Source organism: Photorhabdus sp. RM323S (assembly GCF_042879375.1).
Lineage (GTDB): Bacteria > Pseudomonadota > Gammaproteobacteria > Enterobacterales > Enterobacteriaceae > Photorhabdus > Photorhabdus tasmaniensis.
Genome location: NZ_JBHFKZ010000030.1, coordinates 16,479 through 35,713, shown reverse-complemented (window position 1 = coordinate 35,713; position 19,235 = coordinate 16,479). Strand labels below are relative to the sequence as shown.

Below are 19,235 nucleotides of genomic sequence, written 5' to 3'. Positions count from 1 at the left end.
TTCATGAAATAATTTGCAATGTAAATCCTAAAAAAACCAAAACAACTCACTTTTTTATAAACAGAAAAGATATTACGCCCTCATGGTAATTTTTATTCTTTGCTTTACAGCCAATCATTACAAAATCATGTTATATATTTAAGTTACATGTTTACGTATTAATAAAATTAGCCATAAAGATATATATCCCCGCTAAATTCTGTCGCTCAAGTCTCATAATTTTAATTTTTACTCTTTATCGATAGAAATAATCTGAGAATAACTGCCTAAAAATCAATTTAGCATTAACCTATAGTTATCAGCCAATAAAATTTTTCTATTATATTATTAATCAAATGTTGGGACTAAACACCTAGTCTGGAAATATCTTTATCAGTCAAGCAGAAAAACAAGTATTAGGGGCGAAAGTAAATAGCTCAGGAATGGAATCTCCATTCCTGATTATGGCGATTTAATTGGGTCCAGCTCTCATTTATTTTTCTTGATGAGATATATTAGTGCCGCTATCTTGTACATGATCATTAAAAACAATAATAAAACTGTTGTGAGAAGCAGAATATGATTTTTCAGTATCTCGCTGTATTACTGACAATATAAAACCATGCGTATCGGATAGATCCCACACCTTTACATCTTCACAATCAATATCTAAATATTTTTCTTTACCCTCTTCCCCATATTTACTAACCGAAACTTTAATTGGTTCACTTGAGAGATTTTTAACGTAAATCATAAATCCTCCACTATATCAATAATTAAATTGAGAAAACTAGTGCAATAATAGACGTTTTTTAGGCAGATGGTATCGAATAAATAAGATTTCATAATACCGATACAGTAGGTCTATTCGATTGATTATCTCAAAAGGGCCTCTCTGATGTCTGATGAACCGCTTTGTGCTATGCATACCGCAACCCTTACTGTGTAAGGTGTTGGCAAGGTGTATCACTATTTTGAAAAGTTATTTATAAAGGAGATATCCGTTCGCCGTTATTTTTAATATTGTTATAATCAATAGTCATGTAGCTATTTAATCTTATTGAATACAACATTGGAGCCTCGCCCTCGAATACTACTGACATTAAAAAACCGCGCCTATCTACTCTATCCCATTGAACTACCTCTCCTGTATTAATATCAACATATTCGTCATCATCTTCTTCACCACTCCAATTACTAATTGCAACTTTGACCACCTTATCTGAAATATTTTTGGCGTAAATCATGTGAAACTCTCCATTACATCAACGTAGATTTATTTGGCGATAATTCAAAAATACCCTAATATGTACCATAATGAAATTATGGTTAAGTTAAGTATAGATAAAAAACCAACAAACAAAACGACTATTTGCGTGACTTCTATCAAAGTTTTATACTTCGAAAGGGAAATATCTAAAATATGAAATTACATTCATTGGGTTAATGGCGATATTTGTTATCTAAACTTAGCAACTCAATATTACATTGTTGTAAATATAATAATTGTCATTAATATAGAGGAATGACAATTCCCTATCATAGATTTATATCTATTCCCGTTTTAACCTTCTAGCATAACGTTGCGCTAATACCGCACACACCACTAACTGAATTTTAGCAAAATCCACCTTATATCCCCGCCCGCACTGGATGAGGGTTTACGGCGGATTTTGCTAAATTCTTCTGCCTAAATCTGGTAGATTCACCTGATTTTATTTATTCTTATAATTCGGCTTTTCATTCCTCAATAAATAATACATTACCAATTAAACGGAATAATTCAAAAAAAGCTCTGTAGCAGAGCATCTTAATAATTGGATAAAACCAGATATCCCTATTTTTGGCGGTGTTGAGAAACGAAAAACCCGCTCTGATATATTCTCAATCACGCATTACCATAATGTGTGCGTTCCGGTAACCAGCGTTCAATTAGGGCGATGGCATGTTCCGGGTAATGCTGGTGAATATGTCGGGCAATACGCTGTACTTCCGGCAACATACTCTGATCTCTTAGTAAATCAGCAACCTTAAATTCGGCATTCCCTGTCTGACGTGTTCCCAATAATTCACCGGGACCACGAATTTCTAGATCTTTCTGTGCGATAACAAACCCATCATTACTGTCTCTAAGCACTTGCAGGCGTATTCTTGCGGTACTGCTTAAGGGAGTTTTGTAAAGTAAAACACAATGAGAAGCGATAGCCCCACGGCCAACTCGTCCGCGTAATTGATGCAATTGCGCCAGTCCAAGCCGTTCCGGGTTATCAATAATCATCAAACTGGCATTCGGCACATCCACACCCACTTCAATAACCGTTGTTGCGACCAGAAGCTGTAGTTCTCCACGTTTGAAAGCTTCCATTATTTCCTGCTTTTCTGCGGCCTTCATTCGGCCATGTACCAATCCGACTTTCAGTGCCGGTAAAGCAAGAGTGAGCTCTTCACTGGTGGCTTGTGCCGCTTGAGCTTCCAGCACCTCAGAATCTTCAATCAGCGTACAGACCCAATAGACTTGTCTATTTTCATCAAGACAGGCGTTTTTGATCCGTTTGATCACCTCTTCACGACGTGTATCCGGGATTGCAACCGTTGTGACCGGCGTTCTCCCCGGTGGCAGTTCATCAATAACAGAAGTATCAAGATCCGCGTAAGCGGTCATTGCCAGAGTACGGGGAATCGGGGTTGCCGTCATAATCAGTTGGTGGGGATGAAAGCCTTGCTCACGCCCTTTTTCCCACAAAGCCAGACGTTGATGAACACCAAACCGATGTTGCTCATCAATAATCACCAGCGCCAGACCGGAAAATTTAACCTGTTCTTGAAACATAGCATGTGTACCAACAATCATAGCGACTTGCCCATTGGCAATGGCTTCTTGTTGTTTCTGACGTGCTTTCCCTTTTTGTTTACCCACCAGCCAGCCGATCTGAATCCCCAAAGGTTCCAGCCATTGCCGGAATGTATTTGCATGCTGTTCTGCCAGCAATTCAGTCGGTGCCATCAGGGCAACTTGTTTGCCATGTGCAATGGCCCGCAACGCAGCCAACGCGGCAACCAGCGTTTTTCCTGAACCAACATCTCCCTGAATCAATCGCATCATCGGAACATCTTTTGCCAGATCTTGCTCAATTTCCGCTACAACCCGTTGTTGCGCGTGAGTTGGCGTAAATGGCAGACGGTTGAGGAATTGCTGTTTTAACTCGTTTTCAGCCGGTAGCGATTGAGCGTGATGGCGTTGTGCGCCAGCTCTGACTGCCAACATACTCAGATGATGAGCGAGAAGTTCTTCCAGAATGAGGCGGTGATGAGCCGGGTGTTTGCCTGTTTCCAGCTCCGCCAGCGCAATATCTGGTGGTGGGCGGTGCAGAGTATGCAATGCTTGTGACAGGCTGATCATGGAACGGCTTAACGCTCTCGGCAGGAGTTCGTTGATCGCACAGGTATCAAGCAATTTCAGAGCCTGATCAATCAGCTTGCGAAGAGCTGCCTGACGAACACCTTCCGTCGTGGGATAAATAGGCGTTAATGTTTCCTGAAGCTGTACGTTTCCAGCATGATTTTGGATTTTATACTCAGGATGGATAATTTCCGCGCCATGAATACCTTTTTTGATTTCACCGTAGGCAACAACCTGTTTCCCTTTTGCCAGATTGTTTTTTATTGCTGCGGTGAAGTTAAAAAAACGCAGTGTAAGCACACCGGTACCATCACTGATTTGGCAAGTCATCATTCGGCGGCGGCCAAAAACAACATTGGTATGGAGGATTTCACCTGTGACTGTGGCATGGATACCCGGTAAAAGATCATTAATCGTATAAAGGCGTGTTTGGTCTTCATAACGAAGCGGGAAGTGCAGCAGCAGATCCTGCAAATTAATCAGTCCCATTTTTGCCAGTTTAGCTGCCTGACTTGCCCCGACGCCATGCAGGGATGTTAAAGGGATAGCATCAAGCAGTTGGCCTTTCATACGATTTTTTTCTCCATTGATTGTGTGGCAGTCCATCCTGTTTTACCGGGCACGTTTGGGCCCGGTTCATTATCCATAATAATACAGACGGGTTTAACGTAATCAACGGAATATTCCCCCCAATAACGGGGTGAAAATCATACTGATATGCCGTGGTAAGCTCCTGTAACAGTCAAGGTCATATATTCTTGTATATCAATTAAATTCAACAGCGTGATCTCATAGTGATAAAAAAATAATCAAAAAAAGGTGTTTAAATTCTACCTCTCATCTGTATAACCCTCTGTAGCCCCAGTGAACAACATGCCATTTGGGCAAATTAATGGTGTGCATTTTATCCCCGGGTTTTGTCTGTTCTTGGTTTGTGTCTCGGAATTGAGGGCGGGTCTGTCAGGGGATAATAGCTGGGTTGTGCTATCAATATATTTGGGAGAAATAATCATGGGCCAAAGAAAATATCTGACTCAGTCAGAAGTGGAAAGCCTGTTGGAAATGGCGAAAGTCGGCGCTAATCCAGAGCGGAACTACTGTTTGGTGTACATGAGTTTTATCCACGGCTTTCGCGTCAGCGAAGCCAGACATTTACGGTTATCTGATATGGAGTTGAAAGAACGATGCCTGTATATCCGGCGGCTAAAAGGCGGATTTTGTACTAACCATCCTCTGTTGCTCCGTGAGGTCCGGGCGATTAAGGCGTGGCTCAAAGTGCGCAAAACTTTCTTGGGGGCAGATAGTGATTGGTTGTTCTTGTCACGTTCTGGGAAGCCGCTTACGCGTCAGCGGATTTACCAGATTATTAGTCGATTAGGGCAATTGGCGAATATTGCCGTTGTTTCGCATCCGCATATGTTGCGCCATGCCTGTGGTTTTGCCCTTGCGGACCGGGGAGTGGATACCCGGCTGATACAAGATTACCTTGGACATAAAAACATTCGTCACACTGTACGTTATACAGCGAGTAATGTTGAACGTTTTCAAGGAGTTTGGGGTGTGAAAGGTAAGCGTTGATCGTTACATTTAGGACCATTTTGACAATCAAGATAGACTTGTCATGAAACTATACTGAAAGTTTTCTAATAAAAAAAGATACAGAATTGTATATCTTTGTAAAGCATTATGTATCTACCCTGACCGAACAAAAATAACTCAATTCGTCTGCTTTTAACACATGCAAATCCCAATCTCTTAGGTCCCTTGCTTGAAATTGTTGCTCTTATTTTTCGGAGACAACAACAAAATATCCTTAAATTTTGATGATTACCGTTAAGTTGTTTCGGTAATGCTGTATTTTCATACTAAAATACCAAAGTTTATCTCAATTGTCAAAATGGTCCTAAGTGACAAATTTATGTACAGCTAAGTGTTGCTGTTTATCAGCAAATGGTATGTAAAGTTAAGTCTGATTTTTGATCTATAGTTAAGCGAGATTAATGAAATGAAAAAGATATTAAAGATAAGCGTCGTGGCGGCGTTGGTTTTGGGTGCAGTTTCGACTGCTAATGCGGCGAAGAATGCTGTGGTAACAATTTCTGGCATGGTTTTGGCTGCGACGTGTGATGTCACTACCCCTGGTTCAGGCGGTAGGGTGGATACAGGGAACTATCAGAAAACAGCATTTAAACCTTCGAAAGATCATTTTCCAGAAGCAGGTATTGGGGTTTATGTACCTGAGAGTGAAAGACATTTTTCTATTGCTCTTGCTAATTGTGATGAGGAAAACAAGGAGGCAGATAAGGTTAAGTTGTACGTGACAGGCAATACGCTTAGTAATTCGGGTGGTTATATCTTTAATGCTGAGAAAGATAAAGAGGCAGGTATAGCACTAACTTATAAAGAGGGTGGGGCCGTAAAGACTGTTAAAGCCGAAAGTACAATCCCTGTGCACGTTGCTGCTGTGGCAAAACCGACTGATAAACTCAAGGTCAATGATAGTGCAGTGGATTTCACTGCGTATATGGTAGCAAAGGCCGAACCTACAGCAAGTCAGACGATTGACGTGCCCATTACCTTCTCCTATGCATATAACTAGTTGTTTGTAGTCTTGGCCTGAGGAGCACCTCCTTGGGCTTCCTTTAATGAAAAATCACAGTTAGTTGAATGGTGTCTTTTATAGGCAACGACTGGTTGAGTTCAGGCATGAGAAAAAAGTAATGATCAATAAACTCCGGCTTCCTAACATCGTAGTAAAAAGCCTTGTCTTGGGCATATTTTTGTTTGCGTCACAGAGCTGGGCTGAAGGCGGATTTGGCATCAACGCGACACGCATTATTTTTTTACAGGATAAAGCTGAAGCAACAGTCTCGGTGCGTAATACGACAACTAATATCCCTTACTTGGTGACGGCTAAAGTCAGCACCACCGTTGATGGCAAGGGTAAAACACCATTTTATGTCTCACCACCTTTGTTCCGTTTGGACCCTCAAGGGACCAATACGTTGCGCATCTTGGGTGATACCAGCCAGTTACCGACCGACCGGGAGAGTGTCTTTTATTTTAATGCTACTGCCATTCCCGGTAGTAATGCTCCGGGCCGGCGCTTTGAAAGCGCTCAGGTTAACGGTAGGCTGGCCTATGCCATCGGCAATACCATCAAACTATTTTATCGGCCAACGGGATTAGTGGGAACGCCAGAGCAGGCATACAAAGCACTGCGCTTCACTCATGCTCCTGGTGGCGTTCAAGTCAGTAATAATTTTCCTTATCACATCAGCTTTACGCAGATCAAAGTTGCTGGTGTACCTGTGAAGTTTTCTGATAGTCATCCGCAAATGCTGGCACCTTTTAGTACCCATGTTTACCCCGCTCAAAATAATCAGAACAAAAAGAAAGTGGAATGGGCGGTGATTAACGATCTCGGTGGAGGAGATAATTTCAATGGCACAATCCAATAAAACCGGTATCTCAATGGTTCTGTATGTACGCAGGTACCTGAGTTACATCGGTATGGCGGGGGTTTTGTGGCTTTTTGCTACTCCTTTGTGGGCGAAGAATTCTGCCAATGCCAAGTTTAAGGCCACAATCACCCAAGGGACGTGTGATGTCTCTGCGAGCGACAGCAATATCGAACTCGGTACTGTGCAATTTAAAGACGTAGAATCAGGCAAAATCAACAAGGAAGCCTATCTGACGCTGAAAAATTGCACTGCTGTGGTCAATAAAGACAGTATTACTCCCACGATCACCGTTACCGGCGATCACGTTGATACGGATGAAACGCTGTTTCGTAATCGTGATAAACAAAGCCCGGCAATGGGCGTTACTGTGCAATTGAAGACACTCAATGGCGGGGAGTGGTCCTCGGATTTGAAGAACGGTGTCCCGTTTCACTTGGCTAACAAAGGCACAATCGTAAATGACCGCGCTCCTTCTGTTTCTGTGCCAGTCAAGTTTTCACTGATGTGTGCTCAAGTCGCCGGTAAACAGGCAGCTGACTGCAAAAAGACAGGCAAAATCAGCGCAACGATGACATTCACGTTTGATTATCGCTGATGTTATCGGCATTGCAGTGCGATATCTGTTAACAGAAAGAATCATAGAATTAATTTGAGGCAAGTACGATGTTTGGGACAGGACAAGAAAAAAATAGGCTAAATGACCCGTTAGTCTGTCTGATCAAGGGCAGATATGCGGTAATGCGCTGCTTCTGCTGTTCTATCTTGGTTCTATTGTTTCTGGTGGGCAGTGGGGCGGCTGAGGGGCATTTAGTTACAAACACGAGTGGAGTGGATGTGCAGATTAGGGCTTCGATTATTCCAGATCCTTGTGATATAGAGATAAGTGGCCTAAGTGGCGGAGGTACCTTGGATTTTGGTTCGTTGTCGGCAGCGAGCTTTGCAAAGCCAGGGGATATATTAAGCCCTCATAAGCTTCAATTGAAGTTGACTAATTGTGGCTATCCGAATGCCAATACTGACAGTATTCCCGAGATATTTGTGGAAGGTACTACCATCAACAACACAGTAAACATGTTCCGTGATTCTGATGGCCCTGATAGTTCTGAGGGATTTGGATTTGTTCTCATGTATTCAGCCATGTCGGATGATGGGGGGGACGAGATTAATTGGGATAACTTAATACCCGCTGTAGTTCCTACATCGCTAGACGCTCTTGGTATTGAAATTGATGACCAGCAGGCGGAAGTTCCTCTAGTGGTAGCGATTGCCAGGGAGCGGCAGGGTGATGTTATTCGACCTGGTCAATTACATGCGAGTGTCACTTTTACATTTCTCTATCGGTGAGGGTGATTTATCACGGAGGATACCAAGTGGGAAATGAGAGATAAGGGGCGTTGGATGAAAATGAATAATAAAAAATTTATGAGCAGTTGTTTCATAGGGTATCGCAATCGGACGAAGTATTTGTTGCTCGTCATGATGATGGTCGGGTTGAGTGTCAATCTGGTTCTGCCGGTGCAAGCTGCCACTGACCCGAGTGACCGGCAAGTCGACACAGCTCATTACGTATTGGACGGTTTTCTGTTGCCTCCGACTTGTGTGCTGTCAGTGAATGGCGTGTCCGATGGTATCTATCCTATGAACTACGAAAAACCTTACAGGGCCAGTCAGTTCAAGGATGGTGCATCTCTGGAAGAAACGAGAAGAACGTTAACATTCACTCTGTCGGGTTGTAATCCGGCACCTCTCAAAGGGGACGGTTCTCAAATTAGAAAGCAACCGACTCTGCTCGTATCGGGTCCTAAGGACCCTGATAGTAACAATCCTTACCTTTTCTGGGCGCCAGTTTCTAGCGCTAAGTGGGTGGGGTTTTTGCTGACAAAAGAAGGGGGCGTTAACCCGGTATCAGTCGCGGTGAAGTCTAACGTGGACCCGGCACGCTTCGACTTTGAACCGAACCGTGATAAGAACGATGGTCAAACCATGACATTTTCCGTGGTTATCGCTGGTGATAAAGGACATCGAGTGGTCGGAGGAGACCTATTGACTAAGATACATTTTGAGTTTGAGTATTCGTGATAACTAAATTCAGGTATGCCTGATAACTGTTGCCAGAAGTGAAGTGGAAGGTATGAATATAAAAGCGTGGATAATGGGATTATTGGGGCTATGGGCAATGATGGCGTTACCAGCTCATGCGGGTCTGATGCTAGGACAGACGCGGCTGGTTTATCATCAAAGTGACAAAGTACAAAGTATCTCGTTGCAGAATTCGGGTGATGGCGCGTATCTGATACAAGCGGCAGTGACCTCATGGGATGATACCAAGACTCGGTCATCGGCGTTTACTGTGCTGCCCCCCTTATTTCGTCTAGAGGGTAACAGCACGAATGTGATGCGCGTTATCCGTACCGGTGGTGATTTCCCGGCTGATCGTGAGTCACTGTTTCGTCTTCGCATCAATGCGATTCCTGCGGGGGTAGCTCCCCGTGAGTCTGATGGGCAACAGGATAAGGTTGATGCATCTTTGTCTATCTCGCTAGGTATGAACATTAAATTTATTTACCGGCCAGATAATCTACCGATGACACCGAGACAGGCGTATTCCCGGCTGACATTTACGCGAACCAGCAATACCGTCGTGGTGGTTAATCCGACGCCGTATTACCAAACGTTTTCCTGGCTGAACCTGGCGGGTGAAAGCATAAACCTGAATAAAGCGCCATCCATGTTAGCGCCTTTTGGTCAGGTGACTTATTCCCTGACAGGCTTGGCAGGGAAGGCAGGTAAAGCGGCTGATAAGGTGACGTGGGCGATGATGACCGATTTCGGGGGAGAAAGTCAGCCGCAGAACGGTATATTGCAGAGCCACTAAGTCATGTTTTGGACTGAGTCATATTTTTGGGATGAAGAAACACTACATGGCATGAATGGGATGCTTCAATGAAACAGATATATACAGCGGTGTTGTGTACTTTGTTAATGATCTTGCCTGTATCGCGACTGAAGGCAGAGCTACAGGGGATGTTTATAGATGAGCCGCGTGTGATCTACCTTGAGTCATCCAGCAACGGTGCCATGTCGACTTTCAGTAATAACAGTGACGATAACTACCTTATTCAGTCAATGGTACGGGAAATGGATCCAAAGAGCGGTTTACCGACAGCGGTTAATGCACCGTTTATCGTTATTCCTCCTCTGGGCAAGGTGAATGCGCACAGTAGCCAAGTACTGAAAATCCTTCGCACTGGTGGGGATTTTCCAAAAGATCGGGAATCGGTGTTCTTTCTGAATGTGCGTCTGTTGCCTGCCGAGAAGGAACATTTTACGCCAAATAACCTTATCCAGATGAAAATGGTCATGGTTTTGGCGGTGAAGTTGTTCTATCGCCCGAAAGGATTACCAAAAGAGGGGGTTACTGGAGCAGTCAAGCAGTTACAGGCATCGGTCAAGGGAAATACTGTGACTCTAACGAATCCGTCTCCGTTCTGGATAACGTTGCAGACTTTGAAGGTGAATTCGTTTGCTGTGCCTGTTGGGAGTTTGTTCAGTATGGTGCCGCCATTGAGTCAGCAGAGCTGGTCACTGCCATCGGGTAAAACACTACCGGGCAGTCATGTCACCGTATTGTGGCGAGCTATCGATGAATTTGGTTTAAATACCGGTGAAGAGAGCAGGTCCGTTGTTGTCTCTGGCAGCAATTAGCCAATAGTGAGTGGCGTTGCAGATATCAACAGAAGATAGGTGAGCAACGGACCTATTATTAAATAATAGAGATGGCAATTAAGAATGAAAGTAATAATTCCGGCAATAAGCCGTCGTTCAGAACGTCGGTCTATTTGTCGTATAAATCCAGGTATTTCCACCGCGATGGCCTTGTCAAAATGTGGAATAAGATTGTGCCTTTCTCCGGTTTTTTACCGGATGATGCTGGTATTACTGGCGGGTTGGCATACTCAGGTAACAGCGCGTGACTATTTTGATCCTGCTTTATTGGAGTTTGGTCAAAGTTCAGGGCAAAAGGTGGATTTATCACAGTTTGAAACTGCGGGTGGTCAGGCACCGGGAACTTACCGAGTTGACATCTACATTAATGGTACTTTCTTTGATTCACGCGATGTTACGTTCCAGCATAATGGTACTGCTGGTAGTAACGCGCTGGTTCCCGTACTTACCCCGAATTTATTGGAGGCGGCGGGTGTCAATGTGAATAGTATTCCGGCATTAAAAGCATTGCCGGCGGATAAGCCAATGGGGAGTCCATTAAGCAAATTCATTCCTCAGGCCACGGCTCATCTGGATTTCTCTCAGATGAAGTTGAGCTTGAGTGTTCCCCAGATAGCGATGAAACCTTTGGAGAATGGTCTGGTTGATCCAAAGTTATGGCAAGAGGGGATCCCGGCTTTTTTATTGAATTACAATATTAATGGCAATCAGAACCGACGCTCACAATTTGGCAATAAACAGACGAGTCAGAGTCTGTTCGGTAGCTTTAATTCCGGGTTGAATTTGGGGGCTTGGCGTCTTCGTAATACTGCCACCTATTCTTATAATTCTCAGACTTATAATTGGTATGACTCATTTAATGATGCAGCGAAGAAAACGACACAATCCCAGCAAAGGTGGAACTTCTTACAAACCTATTTGCAGCGTGATGTAGTCGCGTTACGCAGTGATCTGACGATAGGGGATACCTCGACTGGCTACGTGGCGAGTCAGGTATTTGATGGTTTTCCTTATCGGGGTATTGGACTTGCCACCAGTGATTCCATGACACCCGGTAGTCAGAGTGGTTTTGCACCGATTATTAGCGGGATAGCTAAATCCAATGCACAGATTACGGTGACACAAAATGGCAGCGTGATTTACCAAACCAACGTCGCGCCAGGCCCATTTCGTATCACCGATCTGGTGGGGAGCAGTACCGGCGGTGACTTACAGGTCACGATAACCGAGGCGGATGGTACTCATCATGGGTTCAGTCAAGCCTATTCTAGTTTGCCCATGATGCTGCGGCAGGGGCAATTTAAGTACGAAGTGGCAGCCGGGCGCTATCGTGCGGGGGGATACAACAATCGTAAACCGGTGTTTGGCATGGCCTCGATGATTTACGGTCTGCCTGGCAACGTCACACTATACGGTGGGGGTTTGGTGGCGCAATCGTACCAGTCTGCGGCGCTGGGGACTGGGCTTTCCCTTGGTATGATGGGGGCGCTATCTGCGGATGTCACGACGGCTCGAACCCGGTTGCAAAATGCGACTAACTTCCTGCGCGGGGAGTCTTACCGTGCTAAATATTCGAAAAGTATGTTGACTACCGGCACGACAGTGGATTTAACCGCGTACCGCTATTCCACCCGTAATTATCTGAGTTTTTCGGATGCGAATACCCAAGGCTACAGTGTTTGGGGAGAAGTTCCCTCTTGGATGTCTGAACGGCGGCGTAGCAGTTGGCAAACGAGACTCAGCCAGTCATTGCCCGGTAATTATTCCCTGTGGCTCAGTGGTCGGCGGGATAACTACTGGGGCAGCTCTAAAACCAATACCACGCTGTCGATGGGATTGAATGGTTCTTTCTACCGTGTGGGCTGGGGGCTTAATTACAGCATTGATCGCATGAGAGGTAATGGTGATTGGCCTGAGAACCGGCAAATTTCGTTGAACGTGAATGTTCCTCTGAGCTTGTTTGGCTCCTATGCGGCCCTGAATAATGCGTATGCTAATTATAATTTCTTCCGTGATAGTTCTGGGCGTAGTAATAGCCAGCTAGGGTTGAGTGGCTCAGTACTGGATGACAATAGTCTGTCCTGGGGCGTATCACAAAGCCAGGCTAATCAAGGACAAGGAAACAGTGGATCCGTGTCGATGGGATACAATGGCTCTGTCGGGCAAGCGAGCTTGGGATACAACTACGATTCACAAGGGGGACGTAGTGTGAACTATGGGTTTAGCGGAGGACTGATTGCTCATCAGTATGGTGTCACCTTGGCATCGCGTATTGGCGATGCTGCTGTGTTAGTGCGAACAGCGGGGGTTGGAGGTGTGCGTGTGATGAACTCCAACTTGGCTACGACTAATCGCTGGGGGTATGCGGTTATGCCATATGCCAGGACGTACAGCCGTAACAGTATCAGCTTAGACCCGTCATCGCTGCCTGAAGGGGCGAATATGGAGCAAGGCAGCAAGAACGTATTCCCGACTAAGGGGGCTGTTGTGGTCGTGGATTACCCCGTACGTGTTGGGCAGCAATTGCTGATGAATCTAACCTATCACGGTAAACCTGTACCGTTTGGAGCAATGGCGGGGCTGAAAGGGGAGGCAGATACAAATCTGGCGGCGATAGTGGGAGATGGTGGGCAAGTGTACCTGAGTGGTATGCCGTCTAAGGGGGTACTGAAAGTGAAGTGGAGTAATGCACCGGATAGCCAGTGTGAGGTGACATTTAACCTGGGAGCACCTCCGGTAAAGAAGAAAGGCGATAAGAGTTGGAGTCCAATGAGGCAACTGAACGAAACCTGTCGTTAAAAAGGGATGCTGTATGGTGACAATCTGCACGAGCAATCCAGTGCAGAACATAATAACCAAAAGAAGAGGGATCCCTGAGAGGTGGATGTATTCCGGCTGAGACGGGGTGATGGCAACGAATGAGAAGTTTTAACAGGACAATTGGGGAGTAATCCTTGGTTGGGTATCGCATGAATATGAATGAAATGTTTATTAACAGGATAGTGCAGGCGGTTGGTCGGATGGTAGCTTATTGTTGCCAGTGGCCGACATGGGCAGGCGTGATATGCCTATCTGTGGGTATCTTTTCTTCCTCCTCGGTACTTGCTACACAAGTAGAATACTGGAACGCAGCGGCAGTCAGTGATGCGCTTGGGCCTCGGCAAGCAGTGCCGTGGAATCGCTCTGTCATCACCTATCCAGCATCGGGGAAAGCAAACTTGGGCGCAAATATTGTGTTTCCCAATGTATCATCAATGTTGTGGCAGGGAGACCCCAAAATGACGATGGAGAACGCTAAGTTTCGGCTCGTATCTAAGGGGAAAATCTTTGACGATTTGCAAATTAGCTCGGGTACATACAACTGTAAAATTAAAGCCAGCTTTAAGGATAATCGTCCAGGAACAGCGGAAAAGCGCTTTTTGCTGGATATGATGAATAATGCGGGCCTTAATCAAACTGAATACGCATCTCTTGAGGTAAACAATGGCGATACTAAGGTTGATGAAGATGTAAAAAATGCGGCCCTGCAAGATTTCAAATTCGATGTTTCTTGTAGTGGGGACAACTTTTCATGGCAGCGACATCCCGATCAGAAGATCAAATTCGACACGAGTCCTAATGGTGATCTTATAGGATTTCAGGTTAAGACCTCAAGTGAGAACGATTTTGTGGTTTGGCAACGACCACCAGGTAGTCTCCCTGAGATCAAAGACCCTACAGTAATATTGCAGCCACCAAATTGTTATATTCCGTCTGCTTATGGCAGGATATTTGGCTTTGGTGAGGTTTTGCAAATAAACGAATACCCAGGCGGTCAGCGCAAACTCAAGGACACGAACTTTACTATACCAATTTTCTGCCGTGTCAACGAAGGAGAAAATACAGGTGGCACTGTAATTGCGGTGGCATCTTCCCACTATATAATGCCAGGTACTCAGAATCAAATGTTGCGGGTGATGCATAATACACAGTTTGAGGATAAAGATATTTATAATGAAGCGTTGGGGGTAAAGCTTAAGCTATCTAGCGTGGGCGTCGAAAAACCTCTTGAGAGTAATCCGGTTAGTTTCAGTGCTGATCTTGACCCTAAATTTAGTTGTATGGGGAATGTTGTTGTGGGTAAAGGTAATACAACTCAGCCAATGGATAAGCAAATCACATTTGCCAATAGTAGTACCGATGTAGACACGGGGGGTTTTGTGTGCCTTCAAGTGGAGAACCCTTCTTTTTCACCTACACCACCTAAACCACCTAAACCACCTAAACAAGAACTTACGCGGTTTAACCTCCATTTCACTGGAAGCCTCTGGCAACTCCGGGGATTGGAGCCTGCGGATTATGGTGCTTTCCAGACGAGTTTTGACTTGACGTTGGTAAGGCCATAGCGCCTGCGGTGAGCGTTGTTTTTACACAAATCATTAAATATGGTGGGCGGATTAGCCTATAGGTATTTCATTTCAGATAAATCACAGTATTTCATTTCTCATGTGATAACTGGTAGACCAGTTAGTCACCGGGGGAGAGTAAAATGACAATCAATGTTAATGATTCAATGCTGCTTCAGATAAGCGGCAGTCAGACCGATTTGCTTGGAAGTCAGACTATTACGGGTAAACAAAGTAATCATGGGGATTTTCGTCTACCTGCCTGCTTGTCTCATTTGAATGATACACCGTTGTACATGGCGGTCGCGTATTGGGGATTATTGAAGGGACGCGGGTTTACCAAAAGTGAAATCAGCCAGGTGTTCCGAGTGACAGAACGCCGGGCAACAGATGTGATGAATTATATCTACAATGAGCGACGTGATGTGATTGCTTGTGAAAAAATCTTCTTTCGTGAGAAGCGGAGATATCGCCGGCTGATGCTGATTGTTACGGCAGTCGTTGAACCTATGCCCCAGAAGGGTCAGGTAACGAAAACGGTGAAGTCGACGCGCTCCCGGACATCATCACAAGTTAATCACATGCGCATTTGGTTTTTACAGCGGGCTTGTGTTCCGTTTATCTCCTGAGTCGTATCACACATGTGGCTGTCTGGTGGGTCATGATGGAAGATGAGTTTTTATCGATTCTGTATGTGATGCCTTATGGGATGCTGATAAGCCGGGTGGTACTGGTTATCGGTATTGTATTGCTGGCTGGCTGTGGATTTTTATTGGGCAACAAAATTCGTTGCTCGCTGTATCCCCGTATGCTGTTAGCGTATTGGTGCCGGACATGGATCTTGCCACTGTTGTTTATCGCTATCGGGTTGGTATTGATGTTTGGTGTGGGTGGCGGAGGTTGGTTAGACCGCATACTGAATGAGGTTGATTCAGTATTGATTGATCTGTTCTTTGATAACCGGGATGACGTGCCGCTGGTGCCGTCATTGCCGGTTGTAGGTCAGTGGTGGATAGCGCTTTGGCTGTTCACCTACTGATTTACACGGGCTATCCGGTTTAGTTTCTGTTACGGCTGACTCGCATCACATCCGGCATAATTCGGATTTTGCGCATAATATTCGCTAACTGAATACGGTCTTTGGTGGTCAGCCGGATAAAAGCGCAGTAAACACGACCATCTTTCTCTTCTGTATTCATACCTTGAATACTGGAATTGGCTGCGTTAATGGCGGCAGTCAGATTCGCCAACGCCCCTTGGTGGTTAAACATATCCACTTTTATTTCGGCGGTGAAATCGTTATTGATCTCTTTATCCCATTCAACGGCCATAAATTTTTCGGGTTCTTTCTGATAGCCTCGAATATTACGGCAGGATTCATGGTGGATAACCAACCCTTTGCCGGGGCTAATATGAGCGATAATGGGGTCTCCGGGGATGGGGCGGCAGCATTTGGCAAACGTAATCAGCACACCGTCAGCGCCTTTGATGGGCAATTTACGCGCTCCGCTGTTATGACTACGGGTGCTTGCGGTATTTTCCTGTGCGCCTGACAGATTGCGGGCGACGACGATACTCATGGTATTGCCAAGCCCGATTTCAGCCAGCAGATCATCGATTGTTGAGAGTTTCATTCTCGTCAACTCTTTATTGATATTTTCCTGTGGAATATCAACCAGCTTTTTCCCATTACCTAACGCGTGATTTAACAAACGGCGGCCTAACCCAATGGAGTCTTCCCGCTTAAGGTTTTTCAACAACTGACGAATTTTTGCGCGGGCTTTTGAACTGACGACAAAATTCAGCCAGGCAGCATTTGGACGAGCGCCCGGTGCGGTGATAATTTCAACGGTTTGGCCGCTGGTTAGCGATTGGGACAAGGGGTATGGTTGGCGATCCACTCGTGAACCTACGCAGGCGTGACCAATATCGGTGTGTACGGCGTAGGCAAAGTCAACTGGGGTGGCACCGGCGGGTAATTCCACAATGCGCCCTTTCGGGGTAAAAACGTAAATCTCATCAGGAAACAGATCAGATTTAACGCTTTCGATAAATTCAAAAGAGCTGCCAGCACTTTGCTGTAGTTCCAGCAGGCTTTGCATCCAGCGGTGAGCACGAACTTGCGCGGCTGTGCCGGATTCCCCCTGTTCTTTTTCTTTGTAAGCCCAGTGTGCGGCAACCCCCATTTCAGCCATTTGATCCATATCTTCGGTGCGGATCTGGACTTCAACGGGCACGCCGTGCGGGCCAATCAGGGATGTGTGCAAAGATTGATAACCGTTGGCCTTGGGGATGGCAATGTAATCTTTTACTCTGCCCGGGCGGGGTTTATACAGGCTGTGCATTTGCCCCAAAACCCGATAGCAGATATCAACATTATTAACGATGACCCGAAATGCATAGATATCCATAATAGAATGGAAACGTTGCTCTTTGAGGTGCATTTTCCGGTAGATAGAATAGAGATGTTTTTCCCTGCCACTGACTTTGCACTCAATACTGGCTTCGGCCAGCCGGCCTGCAATTTCAGACAGAATTTTCTGGATCATCTCCTTACGGTTACCACGGGCTGCTTTTACCACCTCTTTGATAACCCGGTAGCGGTTAGGGTGAAGGGCCTCAAACCCTAATTCTTCTAACTCCGTTTTCAGATGATGGATCCCCAGACGGTGGGCTAAGGGGCTGTAGATCTCTAACGTTTCTCGGGCGATACGACGGCGTTTATCTGGACGTAACGCCCCGAGAGTACGCATATTATGGGTACGGTCTGCTAGTTTGATCAAAATGACGCGGATATCTTGCACCATCGCCATGATCATTTTGCGGAAATTTTCTGCTTGTGCCTCTTTTTTATCGCGGAAATTCAGCTTATCAAGCTTGGAAACCCCCTCAACTAACCCAGCGACCACAGGGCCAAAAGGTTGTGCGATATCCTGAAAGGTGGCGGGTGTGTCTTCAATAACATCATGCAACAACGCGGCCATCAGTGTCTCATGGTCGAGACGCATCTCGGCCAGAATACAGGCAACCGCGACAGGGTGCGTAATGTAGGGTTCACCACTGGTACGGGTTTGCCCTTCATGGGCATCCCGTGCAACAGAATAAGCCTGCTTGAGGAGTTCAATTTGACTCCCAGGCAGGTATTTTTGGATAAGCAGATTCAGGCTTTCGAACAGATACAAGGCAGACCTACCGTAGATTAACGACGACTTTCCGCGATCGCGGAAACCGCCTGCATTTCTGCTGCTTCCTGCTCTTGTTGTTCCTGGCGCTCACGTACATCCAGGATTTTACCGTTAATCAGCCCCTCTTCCACTTCACGCAGAGCGAGAACGGTCACTTTATCGTTCTCTTCTGCAACCAGCGGATCTTTACCGCCTGTTTGCAGTTGACGTGCTCGACGAGCAGCGACCAACACCAGGTCAAAACGGTTACCAATTTTTTCTACAGCGTCTTGAACAGTTACGCGTGCCATATGTGTGCGACTCCACAGGTAAAGAAATGACTGGGCATAATACTGAAATTGGGTTCAGTCTGCCAATAATTTGCTGATTAAAGCCTCATGCCGTTGCGCCTGGCGCTCCCGATGCAGGCGTTCTGAACGGATAATGGTGTGCAGATCGGCCAGTGCAGTATCGAAAGCATCATTAACGATTAAATAATCATACTCGTTATAGTGAACCATTTCTGCAACAGCCTGCTCCATGCGTTTTTCAATAATGTCTTCACTGTCCTGACCCCGACCGCGCAGACGGCGGCAAAGTTCTTCTTTTGACGGTGGCAGGATAAAAATACTGCGGGCAGAGGGCATTTGTTTGCGGATCTGCTGCGCCCCTTGCCAATCGATATCAAGAAAGACATCAACGCCACTGGCAAGGGTTTCTTCAATCACTTTCTGGGATGTACCGTAATAATTACCGAAAACACGGGCGTGTTCCAGAAATTCGTGATTATCGATCATTTGGCAAAAGGCTGCTTCAGTGATAAAGAAATAGTGTTCACCATGATTTTCACCGGGACGCATTGCGCGCGTGGTATGGGAAACAGAAACCTGAGTATCGTACAAAGGTTGTGTTTTTAATAAAGCCTGAATCAGACTTGATTTACCCGCCCCGCTTGGCGCAGAGACAATATATAATGTGCCTTGGATCATGATGATATCTTGGTTGGTTGGATAACAATGTATACTTTTATCTTTCAGGTTGCTGCTTTCACTTACCGCTACGCTGCAACTTGAAATCTATTGGGTATAAATATAAAGCAGAATAAAATTCTTATAAC

19 protein-coding genes are annotated in these 19,235 nt (G+C 45.4%); 12 read left to right on the top strand and 7 right to left on the bottom strand.

The window, feature by feature from the left end:
- Positions 1 to 472: 472 nt before the first annotated feature.
- The 3 genes from ACGF7G_RS13415 to recG form a co-directional block, all read right to left on the bottom strand.
- Positions 473 to 733: a hypothetical protein gene (locus ACGF7G_RS13415; RefSeq protein ID WP_387466113.1), complete on the bottom strand. Its 261-nt coding sequence runs from the start codon at positions 731 to 733 to the stop codon at positions 473 to 475.
- Between the two features lie 232 nt (positions 734 to 965).
- Positions 966 to 1,226, bottom strand: a complete 261-nt coding sequence (locus tag ACGF7G_RS13410) for a hypothetical protein (protein WP_172908782.1) — start codon at positions 1,224 to 1,226, stop codon at positions 966 to 968.
- A gap of 641 nt (positions 1,227 to 1,867) precedes the next feature.
- Positions 1,868 to 3,949, bottom strand: coding sequence for an ATP-dependent DNA helicase RecG (gene recG, locus ACGF7G_RS13405; protein ID WP_387466111.1), 2,082 nt, complete (start codon positions 3,947 to 3,949; stop codon positions 1,868 to 1,870).
- Between the two features lie 441 nt (positions 3,950 to 4,390).
- On the opposite strand from recG, the gene ACGF7G_RS13400 reads away from it, so the two are divergent.
- From ACGF7G_RS13400 to ACGF7G_RS13360, 9 genes are all read left to right on the top strand, one after another.
- Positions 4,391 to 4,957, top strand: a complete 567-nt coding sequence (locus ACGF7G_RS13400; protein WP_133814453.1) for a tyrosine-type DNA invertase — start codon at positions 4,391 to 4,393, stop codon at positions 4,955 to 4,957.
- A gap of 427 nt (positions 4,958 to 5,384) precedes the next feature.
- Positions 5,385 to 5,978 carry a fimbrial protein gene (locus ACGF7G_RS13395; RefSeq protein ID WP_133814452.1) on the top strand — a complete coding sequence of 198 codons (594 nt, stop codon included), beginning with the start codon at positions 5,385 to 5,387 and terminating at the stop codon, positions 5,976 to 5,978.
- Positions 5,979 to 6,099: 121 nt separating this feature from the next.
- Positions 6,100 to 6,840 (top strand): molecular chaperone, encoded by a 741-nt coding sequence (locus ACGF7G_RS13390; protein ID WP_133814451.1) that lies wholly within the window; start codon positions 6,100 to 6,102, stop codon positions 6,838 to 6,840.
- Complete coding sequence (locus tag ACGF7G_RS13385) at positions 6,824 to 7,438, top strand: fimbrial protein (RefSeq protein ID WP_254361185.1); 615 nt, start codon at positions 6,824 to 6,826, stop codon at positions 7,436 to 7,438. Before ACGF7G_RS13390 ends, ACGF7G_RS13385 begins: the two co-directional genes overlap by 17 nt.
- Before the next feature lie 239 nt (positions 7,439 to 7,677).
- Positions 7,678 to 8,187, top strand: coding sequence for a fimbrial protein (locus ACGF7G_RS13380; protein WP_387466107.1), 510 nt, complete (start codon positions 7,678 to 7,680; stop codon positions 8,185 to 8,187).
- 54 nt (positions 8,188 to 8,241) lie between these two features.
- Positions 8,242 to 8,922, top strand: a complete 681-nt coding sequence (locus ACGF7G_RS13375; RefSeq protein ID WP_387466105.1) for a hypothetical protein — start codon at positions 8,242 to 8,244, stop codon at positions 8,920 to 8,922.
- Between the two features lie 52 nt (positions 8,923 to 8,974).
- Positions 8,975 to 9,718 (top strand): molecular chaperone, encoded by a 744-nt coding sequence (locus tag ACGF7G_RS13370; RefSeq protein WP_387466103.1) that lies wholly within the window; start codon positions 8,975 to 8,977, stop codon positions 9,716 to 9,718.
- A gap of 68 nt (positions 9,719 to 9,786) precedes the next feature.
- Positions 9,787 to 10,548, top strand: coding sequence for a molecular chaperone (locus ACGF7G_RS13365; RefSeq protein ID WP_387466101.1), 762 nt, complete (start codon positions 9,787 to 9,789; stop codon positions 10,546 to 10,548).
- Positions 10,549 to 10,632: 84 nt separating this feature from the next.
- Entirely contained in the window at positions 10,633 to 13,368 is a 2,736-nt protein-coding gene (locus tag ACGF7G_RS13360) for a fimbria/pilus outer membrane usher protein (RefSeq protein WP_387466099.1), read from the top strand.
- A gap of 229 nt (positions 13,369 to 13,597) precedes the next feature.
- Here ACGF7G_RS13360 and ACGF7G_RS13355 read toward each other — a convergent pair whose 3' ends face one another.
- On the bottom strand, positions 13,598 to 13,759 hold the full coding sequence (locus tag ACGF7G_RS13355) for a hypothetical protein (RefSeq protein WP_387466097.1): 162 nt from the start codon (positions 13,757 to 13,759) through the stop codon (positions 13,598 to 13,600).
- Between the two features lie 88 nt (positions 13,760 to 13,847).
- Between ACGF7G_RS13355 and ACGF7G_RS13350 the strand changes: the two genes are divergently transcribed.
- The 3 genes from ACGF7G_RS13350 to ACGF7G_RS13340 all read left to right on the top strand — a co-directional run bounded on the left by ACGF7G_RS13350 (position 13,848) and on the right by ACGF7G_RS13340 (position 15,993).
- Positions 13,848 to 14,954, top strand: a complete 1,107-nt coding sequence (locus ACGF7G_RS13350) for a hypothetical protein (RefSeq protein WP_387466095.1) — start codon at positions 13,848 to 13,850, stop codon at positions 14,952 to 14,954.
- Between the two features lie 143 nt (positions 14,955 to 15,097).
- Positions 15,098 to 15,583, top strand: a complete 486-nt coding sequence (locus ACGF7G_RS13345; protein WP_387466094.1) for a CaiF/GrlA family transcriptional regulator — start codon at positions 15,098 to 15,100, stop codon at positions 15,581 to 15,583.
- Between the two features lie 35 nt (positions 15,584 to 15,618).
- A complete protein-coding gene (locus ACGF7G_RS13340) occupies positions 15,619 to 15,993 on the top strand; it encodes a hypothetical protein (protein WP_387466093.1) in 375 nt (124 codons plus the stop codon).
- A 19-nt stretch (positions 15,994 to 16,012) separates the two neighbouring features.
- Here the strand turns inward: ACGF7G_RS13340 and spoT are convergent, their stop codons facing one another.
- Genes spoT through gmk form a run of 3 tightly spaced genes read right to left on the bottom strand, consistent with a single transcriptional unit; the run spans position 16,013 to position 19,107 of the window.
- Positions 16,013 to 18,136, bottom strand: a complete 2,124-nt coding sequence (gene spoT / locus ACGF7G_RS13335; protein WP_133814444.1) for a bifunctional GTP diphosphokinase/guanosine-3',5'-bis pyrophosphate 3'-pyrophosphohydrolase — start codon at positions 18,134 to 18,136, stop codon at positions 16,013 to 16,015.
- Between the two features lie 17 nt (positions 18,137 to 18,153).
- Positions 18,154 to 18,429, bottom strand: coding sequence for a DNA-directed RNA polymerase subunit omega (gene rpoZ / locus ACGF7G_RS13330; protein ID WP_133814443.1), 276 nt, complete (start codon positions 18,427 to 18,429; stop codon positions 18,154 to 18,156).
- Between the two features lie 54 nt (positions 18,430 to 18,483).
- Positions 18,484 to 19,107 carry a guanylate kinase gene (gmk, locus tag ACGF7G_RS13325; RefSeq protein WP_133814442.1) on the bottom strand — a complete coding sequence of 208 codons (624 nt, stop codon included), beginning with the start codon at positions 19,105 to 19,107 and terminating at the stop codon, positions 18,484 to 18,486.
- Positions 19,108 to 19,235: the final 128 nt, after the last annotated feature.

Coding starts and splice junctions, on each gene's coding strand:
- ACGF7G_RS13415 (WP_387466113.1), bottom strand. CDS start 733: ATGATTTACGTTAAAAATCTCTCAAGTGAACCAATTAAAGTTTCGGTT.
- ACGF7G_RS13365 (WP_387466101.1), top strand. CDS start 9,787: ATGAAACAGATATATACAGCGGTGTTGTGTACTTTGTTAATGATCTTG.
- rpoZ (WP_133814443.1), bottom strand. CDS start 18,429: ATGGCACGCGTAACTGTTCAAGACGCTGTAGAAAAAATTGGTAACCGT.
- ACGF7G_RS13385 (WP_254361185.1), top strand. CDS start 6,824: ATGGCACAATCCAATAAAACCGGTATCTCAATGGTTCTGTATGTACGC.
- ACGF7G_RS13375 (WP_387466105.1), top strand. CDS start 8,242: ATGAAAATGAATAATAAAAAATTTATGAGCAGTTGTTTCATAGGGTAT.
- ACGF7G_RS13345 (WP_387466094.1), top strand. CDS start 15,098: ATGACAATCAATGTTAATGATTCAATGCTGCTTCAGATAAGCGGCAGT.
- ACGF7G_RS13355 (WP_387466097.1), bottom strand. CDS start 13,759: ATGACAGAGCGATTCCACGGCACTGCTTGCCGAGGCCCAAGCGCATCA.
- ACGF7G_RS13390 (WP_133814451.1), top strand. CDS start 6,100: ATGATCAATAAACTCCGGCTTCCTAACATCGTAGTAAAAAGCCTTGTC.
- ACGF7G_RS13370 (WP_387466103.1), top strand. CDS start 8,975: ATGAATATAAAAGCGTGGATAATGGGATTATTGGGGCTATGGGCAATG.
- ACGF7G_RS13410 (WP_172908782.1), bottom strand. CDS start 1,226: ATGATTTACGCCAAAAATATTTCAGATAAGGTGGTCAAAGTTGCAATT.
- recG (WP_387466111.1), bottom strand. CDS start 3,949: ATGAAAGGCCAACTGCTTGATGCTATCCCTTTAACATCCCTGCATGGC.
- gmk (WP_133814442.1), bottom strand. CDS start 19,107: ATGATCCAAGGCACATTATATATTGTCTCTGCGCCAAGCGGGGCGGGT.
- ACGF7G_RS13350 (WP_387466095.1), top strand. CDS start 13,848: ATGACGATGGAGAACGCTAAGTTTCGGCTCGTATCTAAGGGGAAAATC.
- ACGF7G_RS13340 (WP_387466093.1), top strand. CDS start 15,619: ATGGAAGATGAGTTTTTATCGATTCTGTATGTGATGCCTTATGGGATG.
- ACGF7G_RS13400 (WP_133814453.1), top strand. CDS start 4,391: ATGGGCCAAAGAAAATATCTGACTCAGTCAGAAGTGGAAAGCCTGTTG.
- ACGF7G_RS13395 (WP_133814452.1), top strand. CDS start 5,385: ATGAAAAAGATATTAAAGATAAGCGTCGTGGCGGCGTTGGTTTTGGGT.
- ACGF7G_RS13360 (WP_387466099.1), top strand. CDS start 10,633: ATGAAAGTAATAATTCCGGCAATAAGCCGTCGTTCAGAACGTCGGTCT.